Origin of the sequence: Pseudolysinimonas sp., assembly GCF_049651805.1 — a bacterium.
GTDB lineage: Bacteria > Actinomycetota > Actinomycetes > Actinomycetales > Microbacteriaceae > Pseudolysinimonas_A.
Genome location: NZ_JBASCU010000029.1, coordinates 1 through 15,476, shown reverse-complemented (window position 1 = coordinate 15,476; position 15,476 = coordinate 1). Strand labels below are relative to the sequence as shown.

The window sequence follows — 15,476 nt, the reverse complement described above, 5'->3', positions numbered from 1 at the left end:
CCGTTGGGGTGCTCACTGGTCGGCCGGGTTGTCGACGATGCACTCGATGTCGACCCGCAGACTGGCGTCCTGTGTGGAGTCAGAGTAGCGCCCGATGCGGCCGATCGCGTCCCAGACACCCGAGTCGACCCGGTTTCGGGGAACACCGGTCGAGGTGATCGTGATGGGAACGGCGATCTTGTGGGCGGGAACCTCGGTCGTGCCGGGAACGACCGGCCCGATCTGGATGTTGACGGTGCGGGCCGTTCCGCGTCGCCGCGGGTTCGCCGCCGAGGGCACATCGGCGACCAGCAGCCAGGCCGCCGAGAGCAGCCCGTCGCGCTGGGTCGGATCGAGCAAACCGGCGAGGCTCGACTTGTCGGAGAGCGTCACCGACTTGCCGAGCTGTTCCGACTCGCTGATCGCGTGGTACAGCCAGGTCTCCCGGCGGCCCTCGATGAGGTGCAGCCGCAACTCTGTCGCCAGCTGGGCTGCCACCGAGGCGTTCTTCGGGGTGAGCGGCAGGTTGGTCTTCTTGTTGGCGACGGCATCCAGAAGCTCTTCCGCCGCCAGATCGAGACGCGCGAGCTCTTCGGAGGCGAGCATGCCGACCGCGAACCGCGGCGCCGAGACGGTGCTCTGCACGAGCACCCGATCGAGTTCCACCTGCACCATGCGACGGAAGCCCTCGACGATGACGACACCGATGATCGGCGGCAGTACCGACCCGGCGATCGCGGTGATCTGCGTGGCGATCCAGCCTGCATCGCCGAACGCTCCGACGGGCGCATCGAAGAACATCACCGCGACCAGGGCGACTCCGACGATGCCCGCCGCGGCGAGGATCTCGGCCGACCCGCGCAGGGCGACGAGCACGAGCAGCGCCATCCCGGCGGTGACGGCCGCGGTCGCGTACCCGCCGATGTCGCGCAGCTCCCAGATCGCGATCACGTCGAGCGCGAAGGCGATCGCGAGGCCCGCCAGGAACAGCCCGAACATCCAGTCCGGCAGCCGGTCGCCACTCACCCGCGACATCACGATCGCTCCGATGAGCACCGCGGCGAGCACGATCCAGGCGGCGAGCGCGGCGAGCGGTTCGGGGTAGACCTCCCATTGCGAGGCGAACCAGATGAGTCCGTAGACGGCGCGCAGGCCGACGACGATGACGGCGCCGAGGCCGAGGAAGGCCGTGCCCAGGCTCGCGCGGTGGGCGTTCGCCGCGCGACTGAACCGCCGCGCCGTGCTGGTGACCGCGCGGCGGGCGTTGCCGACGACGACGCCGAGGGTGTTCTCCTCGGGGCGGGAGAAGTTGATGGTGTCGTGCTTGCTCATCCGCGCGGCACCTCCAGCGCGACGGTCGTGCCCGACCCGGGCGCTGAGAACAGGCGCGCGTTGCCGCCGACCTCGCGCAGGCGTGCGACAACCGATTCGGCGAAGCCGAGCTTCGCCTCATCGATATCCGCGATGTCGAAGCCGACTCCGGCGTCGGTCACCAGCGCGCGCACCATCTTGTCGTCGTCGGTGATGGTCACGTGGGCCTCGGTCACACCCGAATGCCGTCGCACGTTCTCGAGGCACTCGGCGAGCGCGAGCAGGAAGGCATCCAGAACCTCGCTCGGCAGCAGCACCTGTCCCGTGCCGTGCCACGACACCTTGAGCCCCATGCGCCCGAAGCGTTGCTTGACCGACTCGAGGGTCGTGCCGAGCACGATCTCGTCGGGCTGCAGGATCGGGATCGTGCCGGTCTCCGTCGCCCCCACCGGACCCTGTCCGAGTCGCAACTGGCGCAGCAGCCGCGCGTCGTCGGCGGCCTGCTGGCGCAGGGCATCGGGTTTGACCCCGACACCGGAGTGCGCGAGCAACGTGAGGGTCGCCAGAACCGTGTCGTGCAACAGTCGGGCACCTTGCCGGCGTTGGGCCTCGAGCTCGCTCGCCTGACGTTCGGCACGATGCGCGCGGCCGATGCTCGCGATGCGCTTGGCTACCTGCGGCACGCCCGCACTGATCCACACGGCGATGAGCGTTGCCAGGCCCCATCCGACCAGCACCGTGCCGCCGCTGCGCAGAGCCTGGGCAGGCATCTCGATCTCGGCGGCGACGACGACTGCCACCGCACTCAGCGCCCCGACGACCAACAGCGCGATCCGTGGAACGCTCGTGGTGAGGACGAGCGCGAGGGCGGCGAGCCCGGCGCCGGCGACATGGATGATGGCGAGCGACGCCGAGGGGGTCGGCGCGGGGGCGACCGAGCCGATCGTCGCGACGATACCCGTGCCCGCGACCAGAGCCACGACCGGCCACCAGATCGATCGACTGAAGCCCACCGCGACGAGGGCGGCGACGAGGATGAGGTAGAGCGGGGTGCCGATCAGAACCGCTTGGAAGGGCACGGATCCGGGGAGTGCGAAGCCCACCGCAGAGACCGCGGTGAAACTCAGGCCGTAGACGCGGGCGCTGCGCTGGAGGAGCCGGTCGCGCTCCCTGCTGATGAGGTCCATGCTGACGGCAATGGTGGCACAAGGTGACACGCGAATGGGGGGTGCCACGCGGCTATGTCGGGAGCCCGCAATATGCCGCGAAGAACGCGTAGAAGTCGGCTCGCTGGGCGTCGGCGACCGGCATCAACCAGCGTTCGGCGCTCGACGTCGCCGTCGTGACGTAGAGCGGGATGATGGTGCCGATCTTGTCTTCCAGCAGCGCGTGCGGGTCGCAGCGGTTGGGCACGAAGGCGATTCGCACCTCACGTGGCCCGTCGGCGTCGATCGAGATCCCGAGGTCGAGAAGGTCGCTCGCCTGCCCGCCGGCAGTGGGTTTGAGCAGGGTGGTGCCTCCGACCTGGTCGATGGTGACGACCCCGGGGGCGCCGGTCGGGTCGACGTCGATGACCAGGATGGCGGGGGCGACCCCGTCGGGCAGAATCACCTCGCGTGGTGTGAGGGTCGCGATCTGGGCGATGTCGTCGGCCAGACACGCCTCGCGGTGCAGGCGGGGGAGCAACTCGAACGGATCCTCGACCTCGATCTCGGCGACGCCGGTGCGCCCGGCGATGACGAACTCGATCACGACGCTCGGCTCGGTCTCGGCGTCGCAGTGCACCTCGGGGAGGGGCGCTCGCAGGTCGAGGGCGAGGCCGGCGGGCACGGTCGCCGAGTCGTTGGGCCAGACGGTGTCGGCGACGAAGTCGGGGCTCTGCAGCCGAGCCCCGACGACCTGCAGAGGTTGGTCGGTGCCGTTGCGCACCTGGATCGCGATCCGGCCCACCGTGATGTCGGTGCGCGGCTGGTAGACCATCACGGTCACCTCCGCCGGGAGGATCGGGGCAGCCGGTGAGCACCCCGCCATCAGCCCGCCGACGAGCACCCCCGCGACCACCGCGGCGAGTGCTCGGAGCCCTGTCATTGGGCGAGCAGCCTGCCGATTTCGGCACCGACCACCGCGTCTTCGATCAGGAACGCGTCGTGACCGAACGGCGACGAGATGACGACCGGAACATCGCCGTCGATGTTGCCCGGCAGATGCTGGGCGATGATCTCCTGCCCGGCCACCGGGAACAGCCGATCCGAGTCGATGCCGAGCACGAGCGCCTTCGCGGTGACGCCGGCGAGCGCGGCCGCCACCCCGCCGCGGTCGCGACCGACATCGTGAGAGTCCATGGCATCCGTCAGCACCAGGTAGCTGTTGGCGTCGAAGCGCCGGGTGAACTTGTTGCCGTGAAAGTCGAGGTAGCTCTCCACCGCGAACCGGCCGCCCCCGCCGAGCGGGCTGATGCCGCTCTGCCAGGAGCGCTCGAACCGGTCGTTGAGCTCGGTCGGGGAGCGGTAGTTGAGCAGGGCCATCCGTCGGGCCAGTGCGAGGCCGCGATGCGGCCCCTCGCCCTCCTCGGCGTCGTAGTACTCGCCGCCGTGGAACGCCGGGTCCATGCGGATCGCCTCGGCCTGTACCGAGTTCAGCGCGATCTCGTCGGCGCTCGACAGCGGGGGAGCGGCGAGCACCGCGATGCGTTCGACCCGCTCCGCGTGGCCGATGCCCCATTCGAGCACCTGCATTCCGCCCATCGAGCCGCCGACGACGAGCGCCCAGCGGTCGATGCCGAGCAGGTCGGTGAGCGCCGCCTGCGCGGCCACCTGGTCGCGGATCGTCAGGTAGGGGAAACGCGGCCCCCATTCGGAACCGTCGGGCGCGAGCGACGCCGGCCCGGTCGACCCCTGGCAGCCGCCGAGCATGTTGGGCGCGACGACGAAGTACTTCGTCGTGTCGAGCACCTTGCCCGGGCCGACGAGTCCCGACCACCACCCGGCCGTGGGATGACCCGGGCCGGCCGGGCCGACGAGGTGACTGTCGCCGGTGAGTGCGTGGCATACGAGGATCGCGTTCGACCCGTCGGGCTTCAGTTCACCCCAGGTCTCGTAGGCGATCGTCACGTTCGGAATCGCGCCGCCGCGTTCGAGCGCGAGGTCGCCGATGCCGGCGAAACGCCGGTCACCCGGATCGTCGCCGACGCGCCACGCGCCCGTCGCGGGTGGCTTGCCCGCGACGCGGCGTCGCTGTGACTCCGTCACGAACGCCGACGGCGCGGCGTCCTCGGGAGTCTGCCAGTCCATCGCCGCTCATTCTTCCGCAGTCGACGACGTGTTACGCGCCCCCACACCTTCCGGCCATAGAGGGTTCTCCGCCGTTACAGACCCCCGCGCGCCGGGTTCCCCAGCGTCACAGAGGGTTCTATGACGAAGAAGGAGGTCGAGTCAGGCGTTCGCGTTGGCGGCGCTCACCTTGCGGGCGGCGGCGAAACCGGCCTCGAGGTCGGCGGTGATGTCGTCGATGTTCTCCAAGCCGACGGAGAGGCGCACCAGGCCGGGGGTGACCCCGGTCGTGAGCTGCTGCTCGGGGGTGAGCTGGGAGTGCGTCGTCGACGCCGGGTGGATGATGAGCGACCGCACGTCGCCGATGTTCGCCAGGTGGCTGAACAGCGTGACGCTCTCGACCAGCGCGCGGCCGGCATCCACCCCACCCTTGAGTTCGAACGACAGCACCGCGCCGACGCCGAGGGGGGCGTACTTCTTGGCGGTCTCGAACCACGGGCTCGACGGCAGGCCCGAGTAGTTCACCGACGCTACGTCGGGGTGCGCCTCGAGCCACTCGGCGACCGCCTGCGCGTTCGCGACGTGCCGCTCGATGCGCAACGAGAGCGTCTCGACGCCCTGGATGAGCGTGAACGCACTGTCGGGCGAGATCGCGGCGCCGGTGTCGCGCAACAGCTGCACACGTGCCTTGATGACGTAGGCGATGCCGTCGCCGAGCACTGTCGTGTACGACGCTCCGTGGTACGACGGGTCGGGCTCGGTGAGTCCGGGAAACTTGTCGACGTGCTGCGACCAGGGGAAGCGGCCGCCGTCGACGATGACGCCCGCGATCACGGTGCCGTGGCCGCCGAGGAACTTCGTGGCGGAGTGCACGACGATGTCGGCCCCGAACTCGAACGGGCGGATGAGGTACGGCGTCGCAATCGTGTTGTCGACGATGAGCGGCACGTCGGCCCGATGCGCGACCTCGGCGACCAGCTCGATATCGAGGATGTTGATGCGCGGGTTGCCGATCGTCTCGGCGAACAGCAGCTTCGTGTTGGGCCGGATCGCGGCCTTCCACTCTTCGGCGTCATCCTGGTTCTCGACGAACGTCACATCGATGCCGAGGCGCGCGAACGTGTACTTGAAGAGGTTGTAGGTACCGCCGTAGATCGACGACGACGAGACGATGTGATCGCCCGCGCCGGCGATGTTGAGCACCGCGTAGGTGATGGCGGCGGAGCCGGATGCCACCGCGAGAGCCGCCGTGCCGCCTTCGAGCGCGGCGATGCGCTCTTCGATGACGGCCTGGGTGGGGTTGTTGATGCGCGTGTAGATGTTGCCGAACTCGGCGAGCGCGAACAGGTTCTTCGCGTGGTCGGAGCTGTTGAAGACGTACGACGTGGTCTTGTAGATCGGCGTCGCGCGAGCGTTGGTCACCGGGTCGGGGGCGGAACCGGAGTGGATCTGCTTGGTCTCGAACTTCCAGTCCGACATGGGGGCTCCTTGGATTGTGCGGACCGAGGGTTCACCTCGGACGGATGCGAGCCTAGGTTCCCACGACCCCGACATGCCAGAACGACTGCAACGCGGCGTAACCGGGCATCAGGTCCGAGACGGCGAGGTCTCCCGTCGCGCGCCCACGGCATCCGTGCGGGACTCCCCACGGAGGTCGTCCGTGACGCGGAACAACCAGCGCGGCTTCGGCTCGACCAGCGGACGGAACACTCTCCGCACGAAGGGGCTGGCGAGCACGATCGCGATCGCGGTCGAGGCGAAGATCATCGTGAGCAGCCAGGTCGCCGAGGAATGGTCGTCGCGCAGAACGCCCGACTCACGTAGCGGGTAAAGCACGAAACTGTGCAACAGGTAGACGTACATCGTCGCGAGGCCGAAGGCGCTGAAGAACGTCTCGCGCCGGGGGATGAGCGCGAAGAACGCGGCGCTCAGCACGACGGCGAGCACGATAAGGCCCAGGCGCAGCAAACCCGCCCACCACACCGGCTCGCCGAGGCCGAGATAGGAGTCGTCGTAGAAGAACCAGAAGCGCAGGTCGAACGCGCGGAAGGTCTGCACGTTGAGCGCGGCGACGGCGAGCCACGCGCCGAACACCCCGGCCGCGAGGGCGCGCCAGCCCCAGATCGCCGCTCCGAGGTCGCGCCAGCGGTCGACGATGTTCCATTGGCGCAGCATCCAGCCGAGCACGAAGAACGGCAGGATGCCGATGGCCCGCGACAGCGAGAAGGTCGAGTTGACGTTGGCGAGATATCCGACGCCGACGCTGAGCAGCACTGCCCAGGCGAGCGGCCAGCGCAACAACACGAGGTACGGCAGCACGAGCCGGAAGATCGCGAGCGCCAACAGGAACCACAGCGTCCACGACGGCTCCGTCGGATTGAACACCGGGCGGCCCTCGACGAGGAACTGCACGAGACTCCAGATCGTCTCGAAAATCACGTACGGGAGCACGAAATCGGTGAGGATGCGCCGCAGCTGTCGCGTGTTGGGCGGCGAGGCCTTCGAGAAGTACCCGCTGATGATCGCGAACGCCGGCATGTGGAACGCGTAGATGAACAGGTACAGCGTCAGCGCGTTGTCGGAGTCGAGGGTCTGCCGCTGGATCGCGTGACCCATCACGACGAGCACGACGCACCCGAATCGCGCGTTGTCCCACAGCGGAATGCGGTCGCCCCTCATCTCATTCACCCTACGGTGGAAACATGACGAGACGTGTGGTCGTGACGGGAGCGAGTTCCGGCATCGGGGAGGCGACGGCCCGGCTGTTCGCCGCACGCGGCTGGGAGGTCGTCGGAATCGCCCGCCGCGCCGACCGGCTCGCCGCGCTCGCCGCGGGCACCGGCATCCGCACGATCGTCGCCGACCTCACGGTCGCGGCCGACGTGGCGCGCGTGCGCGACGAGGTGCGCGCGCTCGGTCCGTTGCATGCGCTCGTCAACAACGCCGGGGGAGCATTCGGGATGGCGAGTGTCGAGCACGGCGATCCCGCGGACTGGCGCGCGATGTTCGAGATCAATGTGGTCGCGGTGAAGAGCCTGATCGCGGCGCTGCTGCCCGCGCTGCGCGACGGCGCCCGGGATGCCGGCCACGCCGACATCCTCACCGTCACCTCGATCGCCGCGCACCTGGCGTACGAGGGTGGCGCGGGGTATAACGCGTCGAAGGCGGGAGCGCACATGCTCACGGCGGTGTTGCGGCTCGAGCTCGCGGGCGAGCCGATCCGGGTGATCGAGGTCGCGCCGGGCATGGTGAAGACCGACGAGTTCTCGCTCGTGCGCTTCGGCGGCGACCGGCAGAAGGCGGATGCCGTTTACGACAACGTCGAGGCTCCGTTGGTCGCCGACGACATCGCGGAGGCGATCGTGCACGCGATCGAGCTGCCCGGCCACGTCAACCTCGACCTGGTGACGATCAAGCCCGTCGCGCAGGCCGCCCCGCACAAGGTGATCCGCGGGGCGCTCACACCGAAGGGTTGACCGCCTCCTCGTCGACGTCGACGGGATCGGCGAACGCGAGCTTGGGCACGAAGAACAGCAACACCGTTGCGACCACGGCGGATGCCCCGCACACGATCCAGACGGTGTAGTAGCCGGTGAGGCTCGCGGCGGTTCCGACGCCCGCCGTGACGCCGACTGCGAGGGCGATGCCGAAGGTCGCCGAGGCGAAGGCACCGCCGATCGTTTTCGTCGTGTTGGTGAGGCCCGCCGCGATGCCGGTCTGCCCGCGGGGGGCTGCGGCGGCCGCGGCAGCGGGGAGGGCGGCGACGAGGGCTCCCGACCCGATGCCGGCGACGCTGATGCCGGCGAGCACCTGGGCGAGGTCGTCGTGGAACGGGATGAGGGCGAAGTAGCCGACCGCGACGAGGGCGGTCGCGACGATGAGGGCGATCCTCGGGGTGAGGCGCCGAGCGAAGATCGCGAACAGGGCGGCACCGAGGATGAGCGAGATCAGGTAGATGCCGATCACGACCGAGCGCATCCCGGAGCTCAGGCCCAACCCGAATCCGGCGACCGCAGGATCGGTGCCGGCGAACGTCGACAGAGGCACTTGCGCGCCAAGCACGCTGATGCCGAACAGGCCGGCGGTGATCTGTACCGGCCACATCGTCGGCTGCGCCAGCATCCGCAGGTCGATCGCCGGGTCGTCTTTGCCGAGCACCCATCGCCCGAACGGCACGAACGCGAGCAGGCCCGCCGCCATCACCACCCACACCCACCAGGTCTCGGGACCGTTGATGCGCAGGAAAGTGAGCGACGACGTGGTGAGCAGCAGCGCGAAGGTGAGCAGAACGAAGCCGACGAGGTCGAGCGACCGGCCGACGCCCCGCTCCGACTCGGGCACGCCGAACAGGATCGCGAAGAACGCCGCGGTGACGATGATCGCCGGCACCGCGAGGGTGAGCGCCACGTCGCCCCCGACGGCCGTGAAGATCGCGCCGCCGCCGAGTGCGCCGGCGATCGCGCCCGCCTCGAGGGCGATCACCAGCAGGCCGGCGGCGCGCCGGGTCTGCGAAACCCCGGTCTTGCTGCGCCGGCCCTTGTCGAAGATGAGCGCGATCTCGAGCGGCAGCCACACGGAGTAGAAGCCCTGCAGCGCCCAAGCGATGAGGAATGTGGTGAAGTCGCCGGCGACGACGAGCCACCAGGATGCCGCGGCCGTGAGCGCGGTCGAGACCAGCAGCATCCGCTTGTGCCCGAACATGTCGCCGAGTTTCGCGAGGATCGGCACAGCGATCGCCGAGAGCAGCAGCTGCGCCGCCTCGAACCAGTTGAAGTCGGCGTCGGTGATGCCGAGGTGCCGCACCAGGTCGCTGATCAACGGGATGTAGTAGCCCTGCAGAATTCCGCTCGTGATCTCGAGCAGGAACAGGAAGCCGACGAGGGCGAAGGTGATCTGCGCCACCGAGTACGGCCGAGCGGTCATGACGGAACACTAGTGCCGCACGGCGCGTGGATAGGCTCGGACCGTGACCGACGAGCGCGCGATCGTGAGCACACCGAAGCCGCTCGCCGAACTGGTCGACCCCGGATGGGCGGTCGCGCTCGAACCCGTTGCGGGCCGCATCGCGGCGATGGGCGACTTCCTGCGGGCCGAGGTGGCAGCCGCCCGCCGCTATCTTCCCGAGGGGCCCAACGTGCTGCGGGCTTTCACGGCGCCGTTCGACCGTACGCGGGTGCTCATCGTCGGCCAGGACCCGTACCCGACGCCCGGTCATCCCATCGGACTGTCGTTCGCGGTCGACCGTCACGTGCGACCGATCCCCCGCAGCCTCGCGAACATCTACAAGGAGCTGCACGACGACCTCGGGATTCCGCCCGCGCCGCACGGCGACCTGAGCGGCTGGGCGGATCAGGGGGTGCTGTTGCTCAACCGCGTGCTCACGGTGCAGGCGGGCAACTCCGGCTCGCACCGGGGCAAGGGCTGGGAGGAGGTGACGCAGACCGCGATCGAGGCGCTCATCGCTCGCGGAACGCCGCTCATCGCGATCCTCTGGGGTCGGGATGCCGGCACCTTGCGTCCGCTGCTCGGCGACACCCCGGTCATCGCGTCGGCGCACCCGAGCCCGCTGTCGGCATCCAGCGGCTTCTTCGGGTCGAAACCGTTCAGCCGCGCCAACGACCTGCTCACTGCCGCGGGAGCCGATCCGATCGACTGGCGCCTGCCCGACTGACGCCGTCTTCACCGACCGTTCACGCGTCGGTGAAGACCTCTTCGATCGTCAGGTCGAACAACCGCGCGAGGCGGAACGCGACGGGCAGGCTCGGGTCGAACTTGCCCGTCTCGATCGCGTTGATGGTCTGCCGCGAGACCCCGATCCGGTGCGCCACGTCGGCTTGGGTCCAGGCGCGCTCGGCCCGTAGGTCGGGGATGCGGTTCTTCACCGGTAGCGGATCTTGCCGACGACGACCGCGAGCACGAAGACCACTCCCGGGGCGGCGAGGAGCACGCCGATGTCGATCGTGACGAGTCCTGCGGCGTTCGCCACGACGTAGGCGAATCCGGTGACCCAGGCGACGCCGAGGGTCACGGCGAGCGCATCCAGCATGATCTTGCGGTCCAACTCGTCGGCCCGACTCAGATAACGCGTGAACGCCACGATCACCCCGACACCGACGAGGAGGTTGACCACGACCGCGACCCAGCTCCAGGTCGACTCCCCAGCCCAGAGCAGTTCCGGCCCGAACTGGGCGAGGGCGAGCGTCGCCAGCCAGGCGAGGGTCCAGACGGCGAGGGCCGCCGTCGCGCGGATCGATTCGCGGTAGTTCGGGGCCGCGTCGGTGGCGTCCATGGAGTCTCCTTCGTGCTCGACGTGTCAAGTTCACTTGACTCTAGGATGCGCGGGCGACCGTGTCAAGGTCACTTGACACCTGGAGGGTTCGAGGGCGCCCACATAAGCTCGCCCCATGCTGGAGGAGGAGTACAACCCGCGGCGGAAGCTCCCGCCCCACCTCAAGCCGAAGCCGCCGGAAGAACCCGCCTTCGCGTTCGAGATCCGGGATGCGACGAGCCGCGACATCCCGCACATGCGCGAGATCTACAACCACTACGTCGCCAACTCGACGGTGACGTTCGACGAAGACCCGCTCACGCTCAAAGAGATGCGGGCGAAGTTCGCCAAGGTGCAGGAGCTGCACTACCCGTGGCTCGTGGCGGTGAGCCCGCGCGGCGTCATCCTCGGCTACGCCTATGTGATCCCGTGGAAGCCGAAGGCGGCCTACCGGTTCACCGTCGAGAACTCCATCTACCTCGGCCCGGCATCGACCGGCAAGGGCCTCGGCACGGCGCTCATGGCCGAGCTGCTGCCCCGCGCGAAGGCGGCCGGCGTCAAAGAGGTCGTCGCCGTCATCGCCGACAAGGGGGCGGATGCCTCGCTCGCGATCCACCGGAACTTCGGGTTCACCGAGATCGGCCACATGGGCAAAGTCGGGTTCAAGTTCGGCCGGTGGCTCGGCACTTATCTCCTGCAAAAGAGCCTCAAGTGACCGGCGTCTCGGTGACCCCGCCCGTGACGCAGCTGCGCCTCGTGCTGGAAACCGACGACCTCGAGGCTGCGCTCGCGCTCTATCGCGACGTGCTCGGCCTGCGTGAGCGCGAGGCCCACGACGGGCCCGGGGGAGCGCGCGTCGTGATCCTCGAGGTGCCCACGGCTACGCTCGAACTCGCCAACCCCGCGCAGATCGCCTACATCGACGAGGTCGAGGTGGGTCGGCCCGCCGCGCACAGCTACCCGCTCACGGTTCGCATCGCGTTCGAGGTGCCCGACGCCGCAGCGGCCGCGCACCGGCTGTCGGCTGGGGGAGCGCACGTCGTGGCGACCCCGGTCGAGACCCCGTGGCGGTCGCTCAACGCTCGCTTCGAGGCGCCGGGCGGCATGCAGATCACGGTGTTCGAGGAACTCGGCCCGGCGTGAGCGGCCCGGGTTCGCTCACTCGCCCGACGGCGCGGTAGCGCCGCGCGAGTTCGTCGGCGGTGCTACGGGCCCCGCCGACAGCGTTTGCCCAACGGCTGGTCGCCGTGACCCCCGCGGTTCAGCGCTCGACGTAGACCTGACCGGTCACCTCGTCGAGGAGTTCGGTCGCGTGCTGAAACCGGTCTTCGCCACCGACCGCCTCGATCACCGAGATCCAGCTCTCCGTGCGGATGGCGTGCAACTCGGCGGGCGCGCTGACGTCGTCGCCGATGCGTGCGTAGGTGAGCGTGCCGTCGACCTGCGATTCGACGAGCCCACTCTCGATGAGGGCGCTGACGATGTCGGAGTGGGTGCTCGGGGTGATCGGTGCCACCGACGCGATGACCGTCGACGCCGGCACCGCTTCATCGCCCCAGACGCACGTGATGCCGCCGACCCGTTCTTCAGGAGTGGGATCGTCGAAATAGTTCTCGCCGTAGACGCCGCCCGGGCCGCCGAGTAGGTCGAGCCCGGCGGCTGCGAAATCTGCGGCGGTTTCTGCGGTGATGATCTCGACACAGTCGTCGGGCATCGCGAACTCCGGTCGCCCGGGTTGCGGTGTTTCCGTCTCGATCGTCGTGGGTTCGGTCGAGGGCGCCGGCGTGTCGTCGCCTTCGGCGGGTTGCGGGGCGCAGCCGGCGAGGAGCATGACGACGACTCCCACAGCGCCCACCGTGTGCACTCGCATCCCTGACCTCCCCGTGTGGGAATGTATCACCCGCTTCGCCTCAGTTTCGCGGGGTCGCTCGTCGCAGGATGAGGTAGGCGGCCAGCCCGGCGATCAACGAGACGACAAGACTCAGGGCGTACGAGCCCGTGAATCCGGCGGCGCCGAAGAACTCGCCGACCCCCGCCCATGAGTCGGTGACCGTGATCAGGGCGACCGCGGCCATGATCGCGATCGACAACAGAGAGAAGAACAGGATGAGGCCGCGCGCCTTCCAGCGCACGTACATCGATCCGAAGGCGCTCCCCGCGGCGAAGAAGAACAGGAACAGGGCGAAGACATGGAACAGGCGCAGCCACCACGGCTCATCGACGCCGAAGTAGATGCTGTTGAACATCGCCCCGCCGACGCCCCAGCCGCCGGTCCAGGTCTCGATCGCGGCCAGCGCGATGTACGCGACGGCGTAGAACGCCGCCAGCGCGACGAACGTGAGACCGCTGCCGAGGAGGAAGTCGCGGCGGGTGGAGCTGAAGCCGAGGGCGAACGAGAAGGTCAGGTTCATGGCCATGATCGCGACCACCATCATGTAGACGAAGATCCACAGCGTGGCGCCGCTGTACTGGAACCCCGCCGACACGTCGGCGACGCTCTGCGGGTCGGCGGGAGCGGCGGTGCGGATGATCCACCAGATCATCCAGTTCACCGCGAAGATCAGCCCGAGCACGATCACGGGTGTCCCGAGGATCGTGAACGGGTTCGCCAGGTGCAGTCTGACGACGTTGCCGACGCGGCGGGTGAGGGGTCGCGGCGCGGCGACGGTCGGGAGGGTGGTGGCGCTCATTGGTGTGCCTCCTCGGCGAAATCGGTGGGACGCCCCGTGGTGAGGCGAACGATGAGTTGTTGCAGCGAGACGGGTCCGAGTTCGAGCCCTGCAGCTCTCGCTGCGGTACGTTCTTCGGCGCTCAACCCCGCGACGGTGAGCGACACCAGTCCGCCGATTCCGTCGCGGTGGAGCACCGTGCGCGCGCCTACGAAGCTCTCGACGGCTTCACGACCGCCGACGACCGTGGTCGCCGAACCCTGGAGTTCGTCGGCCGGGCTGTCGACGAGCAGCTGCCCGTCGTCGATCACGAGCACGTGCTCCAGCAGGTCGCTCACTTCGTCGATCAGGTGGGTCGACAGCACGACGGTGCGCGGATGTTCGGCGTAGTCAGCGAGCAACCGGTCGTAGAACAGCTGCCGAGCGACTGCGTCGAGTCCGAGGTAAGGCTCGTCGAAGAAGGTGAGGGGGGCGCGGGAGGCGAGGCCGACGATGACCCCGACGGCCGAGAACTGCCCGCGCGAGAGCTTCTTCATCTTGCGATCGAGCGGCACGCGGAAGTCGCCGCCCACGCGGTCGGCGAACCCCTGGTCCCAGCGCGGAAAGAAGCGCGGAGCCATCCGCAGCACGTGCTTGACCTTGAAGTCGTCGGGGTACTTCTGGCTCTCTTTGATGAAGCAGACGCGCTCGAGCACGCGGGCGTTCTCGACAGGGGTCTCGCCGAAGACACGGATGTCGCCGTGCGTCGCGAACTCCTGGCCGGTGAGGAGCGACATCAGCGTCGTCTTGCCGGCGCCGTTGCGGCCGAGGAGGCCGTAGATCTTGCCCTCCTCGATCCGGAACGAGACGCCGTCGACGGCGGTCACGGATCCGAAGCGCTTGGTGACGTCGTGAACCTCGACGATCGTGGTCATGATTTCTTCGACTCCTGGGTCGTTTCGTGGATCAGCCGCACGAGCTGCTCCGGGTCGATGCCGAGCTTCTGAGCTTCGGCCAGTAGGGGCGCGATGTATTGGCCACGAAAGCGTTCGCGACGCTCGCTGACGAGGCGGGCGCGGGCGCCCGAGGCGACGAACATGCCGATTCCCCTTTTCTTGTAGAGGATGCCGGCATCGACGAGCAGTCCGACGCCTTTGCCGGCGGTGGCCGGGTTGATGCGCAGGAAGGCGGCGAACTCATTGGTCGAGGGCACCTGGGTCTCTTCGGGCAGGGCGCCGGCGAGGATGTCGTTCTCGATCTGCTCGGCGATCTGCTGAAAGATCGGGCGACTCTCGTCCACGGCGCCTCCTCCCACTTACTTGGTTACTTACTTGAGTGACGAACCAACCAGGTATGCTGGCGAATGTCAAGTCGTCCGTAGGCTCGTGGCGTGTTCGAACTGCATCACCTCACCGCCGGCGAACAGCTCGACTGGCTGCGGCGTGGCGAGGTTGTGTCGCGCGAACTCGTCGACCACTACCTCGAGCGCATCGCCCGGCTCGATGACGGCCTCGGCGCCTTCGTGACGGTGACGGCCGAACAGGCGAGGGCACGCGCCACCGCCCTCAGCGGCCTCTCGCCGGCGCTGCCGCTGTGGGGGCTGCCCTTCGCGGACAAAGACCTGGTCGCCCGGGCCGGTGTGCCGACCCGCTACGGATCGCGCGCCTTCGCCGACAACGTGCCCACGGCATCCGACGATCTCGCGGTCGCGCTCGACGCGGCCGGTGGCGTGAGCCTCGGCAAGACCTCGGCGTCGGAATTCGGCAACTCCAGTTACACCGAACCGCTCGCCGGCCCGATCGCGCGCAACCCCTACAACACCACTCTCGGCGCGGGCGGGTCGAGCGGTGGGGCCGCGGTCGCCGTGGCGGCCGGGCTTCTGCCGTTCGCCCCTGGGTCCGATGGGGGCGGGTCGATCCGCATCCCCGCCGCCGCGACGGGGCTCGTCGGGCTCAAGCCGTCGCGCGGACGGGTGCCGGCGATGCCCGGCTTCGCCCACCT

18 protein-coding genes are annotated in these 15,476 nt (G+C 68.8%); 5 read left to right on the top strand and 13 right to left on the bottom strand.

Features of this window, described 5'->3' with window-relative positions:
- Positions 1–12 precede the first annotated feature (12 nt).
- The 6 genes from WBL06_RS06875 to WBL06_RS06850 form a co-directional block, all read right to left on the bottom strand.
- Positions 13–1,311, bottom strand: a complete 1,299-nt coding sequence (locus WBL06_RS06875) for a hypothetical protein (protein ID WP_424455241.1) — start codon at positions 1,309–1,311, stop codon at positions 13–15.
- Positions 1,308–2,477: a sensor histidine kinase gene (locus WBL06_RS06870; RefSeq protein ID WP_424455240.1), complete on the bottom strand. Its 1,170-nt coding sequence runs from the start codon at positions 2,475–2,477 to the stop codon at positions 1,308–1,310. Before WBL06_RS06870 ends, WBL06_RS06875 begins: the two co-directional genes overlap by 4 nt.
- A gap of 52 nt (positions 2,478–2,529) precedes the next feature.
- Positions 2,530–3,378, bottom strand: coding sequence for a hypothetical protein (locus tag WBL06_RS06865; RefSeq protein ID WP_424455239.1), 849 nt, complete (start codon positions 3,376–3,378; stop codon positions 2,530–2,532).
- Positions 3,375–4,580, bottom strand: coding sequence for a homoserine O-acetyltransferase MetX (metX, locus tag WBL06_RS06860; protein ID WP_424455238.1), 1,206 nt, complete (start codon positions 4,578–4,580; stop codon positions 3,375–3,377). The genes WBL06_RS06865 and metX overlap by 4 nt, the downstream gene beginning before the upstream one ends.
- Positions 4,581–4,721: 141 nt before the next feature.
- Positions 4,722–6,038 (bottom strand): bifunctional o-acetylhomoserine/o-acetylserine sulfhydrylase, encoded by a 1,317-nt coding sequence (locus tag WBL06_RS06855; protein ID WP_424455237.1) that lies wholly within the window; start codon positions 6,036–6,038, stop codon positions 4,722–4,724.
- A 108-nt stretch (positions 6,039–6,146) separates the two neighbouring features.
- On the bottom strand, positions 6,147–7,238 hold the full coding sequence (locus tag WBL06_RS06850; protein ID WP_424455236.1) for an acyltransferase family protein: 1,092 nt from the start codon (positions 7,236–7,238) through the stop codon (positions 6,147–6,149).
- Positions 7,239–7,261: 23 nt separating this feature from the next.
- On the opposite strand from WBL06_RS06850, the gene WBL06_RS06845 reads away from it, so the two are divergent.
- Positions 7,262–8,035 (top strand): SDR family oxidoreductase, encoded by a 774-nt coding sequence (locus WBL06_RS06845; RefSeq protein ID WP_424455235.1) that lies wholly within the window; start codon positions 7,262–7,264, stop codon positions 8,033–8,035.
- On the opposite strand, the gene WBL06_RS06840 is transcribed toward WBL06_RS06845, so the two are convergent.
- Positions 8,019–9,482 (bottom strand): MFS transporter, encoded by a 1,464-nt coding sequence (locus WBL06_RS06840; protein ID WP_424455234.1) that lies wholly within the window; start codon positions 9,480–9,482, stop codon positions 8,019–8,021. The genes WBL06_RS06845 and WBL06_RS06840 overlap by 17 nt on opposite strands.
- 43 nt (positions 9,483–9,525) lie before the next feature.
- Here WBL06_RS06840 and WBL06_RS06835 point away from each other — a divergent pair, with 43 nt between their 5' ends.
- Positions 9,526–10,230 (top strand): uracil-DNA glycosylase, encoded by a 705-nt coding sequence (locus tag WBL06_RS06835; RefSeq protein ID WP_424455233.1) that lies wholly within the window; start codon positions 9,526–9,528, stop codon positions 10,228–10,230.
- Between the two features lie 19 nt (positions 10,231–10,249).
- Here the strand turns inward: WBL06_RS06835 and WBL06_RS06830 are convergent, their stop codons facing one another.
- Positions 10,250–10,441, bottom strand: coding sequence for a helix-turn-helix transcriptional regulator (locus tag WBL06_RS06830; RefSeq protein WP_424455232.1), 192 nt, complete (start codon positions 10,439–10,441; stop codon positions 10,250–10,252).
- Positions 10,438–10,848 (bottom strand): hypothetical protein, encoded by a 411-nt coding sequence (locus WBL06_RS06825; RefSeq protein WP_424455231.1) that lies wholly within the window; start codon positions 10,846–10,848, stop codon positions 10,438–10,440. Before WBL06_RS06825 ends, WBL06_RS06830 begins: the two co-directional genes overlap by 4 nt.
- Before the next feature lie 115 nt (positions 10,849–10,963).
- Here WBL06_RS06825 and WBL06_RS06820 point away from each other — a divergent pair, with 115 nt between their 5' ends.
- Positions 10,964–11,542, top strand: coding sequence for an N-acetyltransferase family protein (locus WBL06_RS06820; protein WP_424455230.1), 579 nt, complete (start codon positions 10,964–10,966; stop codon positions 11,540–11,542).
- Complete coding sequence (locus WBL06_RS06815) at positions 11,539–11,970, top strand: VOC family protein (RefSeq protein WP_424455229.1); 432 nt, start codon at positions 11,539–11,541, stop codon at positions 11,968–11,970. Before WBL06_RS06820 ends, WBL06_RS06815 begins: the two co-directional genes overlap by 4 nt.
- 118 nt (positions 11,971–12,088) lie before the next feature.
- On the opposite strand, the gene WBL06_RS06810 is transcribed toward WBL06_RS06815, so the two are convergent.
- Genes WBL06_RS06810 through WBL06_RS06795 form a run of 4 tightly spaced genes read right to left on the bottom strand, consistent with a single transcriptional unit; the run spans position 12,089 to position 14,775 of the window.
- Positions 12,089–12,697 carry a hypothetical protein gene (locus tag WBL06_RS06810; RefSeq protein ID WP_424455228.1) on the bottom strand — a complete coding sequence of 203 codons (609 nt, stop codon included), beginning with the start codon at positions 12,695–12,697 and terminating at the stop codon, positions 12,089–12,091.
- Between the two features lie 40 nt (positions 12,698–12,737).
- Positions 12,738–13,517, bottom strand: coding sequence for a hypothetical protein (locus WBL06_RS06805; RefSeq protein WP_424455227.1), 780 nt, complete (start codon positions 13,515–13,517; stop codon positions 12,738–12,740).
- The gene (locus WBL06_RS06800; RefSeq protein ID WP_424455226.1) at positions 13,514–14,410 is read right to left on the bottom strand and encodes an ABC transporter ATP-binding protein; all 897 of its coding nucleotides are present in this window, start codon (positions 14,408–14,410) and stop codon (positions 13,514–13,516) included. Before WBL06_RS06800 ends, WBL06_RS06805 begins: the two co-directional genes overlap by 4 nt.
- Positions 14,407–14,775, bottom strand: a complete 369-nt coding sequence (locus WBL06_RS06795) for a GntR family transcriptional regulator (RefSeq protein ID WP_424455225.1) — start codon at positions 14,773–14,775, stop codon at positions 14,407–14,409. Before WBL06_RS06795 ends, WBL06_RS06800 begins: the two co-directional genes overlap by 4 nt.
- A gap of 90 nt (positions 14,776–14,865) precedes the next feature.
- Here WBL06_RS06795 and WBL06_RS06790 point away from each other — a divergent pair.
- On the top strand, positions 14,866–15,476 hold a 611-nt coding region (locus tag WBL06_RS06790), incomplete at its 3' end, for an amidase family protein (protein ID WP_424455224.1).

Excerpts from the sequence above, each read along its gene's own strand:
- WBL06_RS06875 (WP_424455241.1), bottom strand. The coding sequence starts at position 1,311 with ATGAGCAAGCACGACACCATCAACTTCTCCCGCCCCGAGGAGAACACC.
- WBL06_RS06870 (WP_424455240.1), bottom strand. The coding sequence starts at position 2,477 with ATGGACCTCATCAGCAGGGAGCGCGACCGGCTCCTCCAGCGCAGCGCC.
- WBL06_RS06865 (WP_424455239.1), bottom strand. The coding sequence starts at position 3,378 with ATGACAGGGCTCCGAGCACTCGCCGCGGTGGTCGCGGGGGTGCTCGTC.
- metX (WP_424455238.1), bottom strand. The coding sequence starts at position 4,580 with ATGGACTGGCAGACTCCCGAGGACGCCGCGCCGTCGGCGTTCGTGACG.
- WBL06_RS06855 (WP_424455237.1), bottom strand. The coding sequence starts at position 6,038 with ATGTCGGACTGGAAGTTCGAGACCAAGCAGATCCACTCCGGTTCCGCC.
- WBL06_RS06850 (WP_424455236.1), bottom strand. The coding sequence starts at position 7,238 with ATGAGGGGCGACCGCATTCCGCTGTGGGACAACGCGCGATTCGGGTGC.
- WBL06_RS06845 (WP_424455235.1), top strand. The coding sequence starts at position 7,262 with ATGACGAGACGTGTGGTCGTGACGGGAGCGAGTTCCGGCATCGGGGAG.
- WBL06_RS06840 (WP_424455234.1), bottom strand. The coding sequence starts at position 9,482 with ATGACCGCTCGGCCGTACTCGGTGGCGCAGATCACCTTCGCCCTCGTC.
- WBL06_RS06825 (WP_424455231.1), bottom strand. The coding sequence starts at position 10,848 with ATGGACGCCACCGACGCGGCCCCGAACTACCGCGAATCGATCCGCGCG.
- WBL06_RS06820 (WP_424455230.1), top strand. The coding sequence starts at position 10,964 with ATGCTGGAGGAGGAGTACAACCCGCGGCGGAAGCTCCCGCCCCACCTC.
- WBL06_RS06810 (WP_424455228.1), bottom strand. The coding sequence starts at position 12,697 with ATGCGAGTGCACACGGTGGGCGCTGTGGGAGTCGTCGTCATGCTCCTC.
- WBL06_RS06805 (WP_424455227.1), bottom strand. The coding sequence starts at position 13,517 with ATGAGCGCCACCACCCTCCCGACCGTCGCCGCGCCGCGACCCCTCACC.
- WBL06_RS06800 (WP_424455226.1), bottom strand. The coding sequence starts at position 14,410 with ATGACCACGATCGTCGAGGTTCACGACGTCACCAAGCGCTTCGGATCC.